At 63.5% G+C, this 2,530-nt stretch carries 3 protein-coding genes; all 3 read right to left on the reverse strand.

The annotated features are described in order from the left end of the window. On the reverse strand, positions 1 to 1,041 hold a 1,041-nt coding region (locus AC4FAH_RS07980; protein ID WP_490245868.1), incomplete at its 3' end, for a DMT family transporter. A gap of 197 nt (positions 1,042 to 1,238) precedes the next feature. Then, on the reverse strand, positions 1,239 to 1,973 hold the full coding sequence (locus tag AC4FAH_RS07985) for a helix-turn-helix domain-containing protein (protein WP_485396559.1): 735 nt from the start codon (positions 1,971 to 1,973) through the stop codon (positions 1,239 to 1,241). 63 nt (positions 1,974 to 2,036) lie between these two features. After that, positions 2,037 to 2,530: hypothetical protein (locus tag AC4FAH_RS07990; protein ID WP_485396560.1), on the reverse strand; the 494-nt coding region annotated here is incomplete at its 5' end.

Consider the following 2,530-nt stretch of genomic DNA (forward strand, 5'->3'; position numbering starts at 1 on the left):
TGGCTCAACCAGAGCGTCGGAGGCCGTGTCGGGCGTCGTCCAGGCCGCGAGGTCTGCCTGCGGGCTGGCCATCGGCGCCTGCGTTGCCTGCGGCCGCAATTGCAGCATCAGGCAGGTCATGATCAGCACCATGCCGATGGCGCCCATCAGCGTGAACTGCTCGCCGACCACGATGACGGCCAACAGGCCCGCCACCAGTGGCTCGAACATGGTCAGGACTGTCACCCGGCTGATGGGCACGCTGGCGAGCCCGCGTCCGAAGATGAGGCTGGCCAGCAGCATCGGGATCAGCGCCATGTAGATGGCGACCGCCGAATTCACCGGCGTGGCAAACAGGCGCGGATCGAGGAACAGGCAGCTGATGGCCAGGCCGATCAACAGTATGATGCCGGCACAGCCGAACATTGCCCCCATGGCTGCACGGCGATGCACGCCCAGCAGCATCATGCGTCTGGCAAGCAGCGAATAGGTGGCGTAGCTCGCGCCGGCCAGCACGCCCAGCCCGATACCGATGAGCTTGCGGCTTTCGCTGGCAACGCCGCTGGCAGTGGCTTGCGCTGCCGTATCCGCCAGACGTGTCTCGCCCACTGCCATCAGTCCCACGCCAGCCATGCCCAGCATCAGCGCTGCGTACCAGCGCACACTGACGCGCTTGCGATCCAGCACATATTCCAGCACCGCTGCCGCCAACGGCGCCGTGGCGATGGTGATCACGGTGCCCATCGCCACGCCGGTGTATTCCATGGCCGAATAGAAGGCCAGCGGGTAGACTATGATGAACAGCGCTGCCCACAGCACGAGATGCTTATGAACCAGCAGGGCGGCCAGCTCCTCATGAAGGATTCGTCGCGACAGCACTGCCTGCAGAATGCCGCCAAAGCCCATGGCGAAGGCGCCGGTAGCCAGCGGACTGACATCCTGATTGAAGTGGGCGGCGGTGCCGGTCGTGCCCCATAGCAGGGCGGCCGTGAGGACGGAAAGGTTGCCGATCTGGCGTTCCAGCGCTGGGCGGAAGGGCGTCCGGGAGAAGGAGTGCTGCATGGTGGATGGCTCGCAATGAAGTGTGTCTCGGTGTGCACGAGATTACGCCTCATCGCGAGAATATATTGTGCTGAAACTACGCTCTGATCTGCCAGGAGAAGCAAAACGTCATATACCGCCAGAGTGCGGTGGTTGACTGCTGGTTCGGATGCTCAATCGGTTGTTCAGATGATCGAATCAGTCGGTCATTCAGTCATTCAGTCATTCGGGGGAGTGAGGCTCGAATACTGGCGCGTCATCTCGCGTGGCGACTGGCCGAAGTAGCAGGAAAAGCGCCGCGAGAAGGCGGAGAGGTTCTGATAGCCGACGGCCTCGGCGACCTGCTGGACGCTGAGATCGGTATGGATCAACTGCGCCCGCGCGCGCTCCATGCGTCTGGCAGTCAGGTACTGCTTGACGCTGACGCCCAGATTGTCGCGGAACACCTTGTGAAACTGGGTCGGGCTCAGGTGGGCGAGTCGGGCCAGTGATGCCACGTCGTGGGACTGCTCGAGCTGCGCGTTCATGGCGTCGAGCACCCTAAGCAGACGACGGTCGACGCGTTGATCACAGGTCTGCTTCTCCAGCAGGCCGAGAAACAGCGCGATGGAGAGCTGATCGATGTGCTTGTCGACCTCACCCTGCAGCTGGGCTTCGAGAAACAGCAGGTAGTTCATCAGCAGGGTGCTGATCGAGAACACCACGCGTTGCGACGCCGCGAGGTTGTCGGGCAGGTAGTCCAGGTCAGCGACGATGAAGCGCGCGGCGTCCTTGGCATGAAACAGATGTGACTCCCCGGGGCGAATGATGACGCACTCGCCGGTGACCACGGTGCCGTGATGGTTGCCGACTTGGATATCGAGATGGCCGCGGATCGGCAGCACCAGTTGGTGGTGGGCGTGATCATGGACCGTGGCCTGTGGGGTATAGGCGCGCAGCGAGAGTGTCGTCATGGTGCGGTGGCCATCATCCGGCGATGCAAGGGCAGCATGTAGAGCAAGAAGAACACGCGGGTATCAGCGGCTCAGCTCGATGCTGCGGGTCTGGCCGCGGCCGACCTGAACCTGACTGAGAATCAGCGGGCTGCGTGTGCCGTCCGGCAACTGGACGACACCGGCGACATAGAAGGTGCCGGATGGCAGGCCAGTGGCATTGAAGTAGCCATTGCTGTCAGTGCGCACGATGTGGGTGTAGGCCTGGGCGCGCGGGTCGGCGCGAGACGCCGTCTTGCCTGCCAGTGCCAGTTCCGCGGCTTCCGCGGAGTAGGTGGTAACCGGGGCGATCGAGATGCCCGCCCGGTTGGCGTAGATCGTCTGGCCCTGCCACTCATAGGACATGCGGCCCTTGATCACCGAGGTGCCGGTCTTGTCGAGCCTGGCGTACTCCGCCTCCGGGAAGGCGACGGTGCGCTGGACGCGCTGCTCGCCCTGTTCGGTCTGCGAGGAGGAGCCGAAGTCCGGCAGCGAAATGCTGTCGGCCATGCGCGAGGCGCTTTCACACCCGGCAAGAA

The sequence above is a fragment of the Cobetia sp. genome (assembly GCF_983723665.1).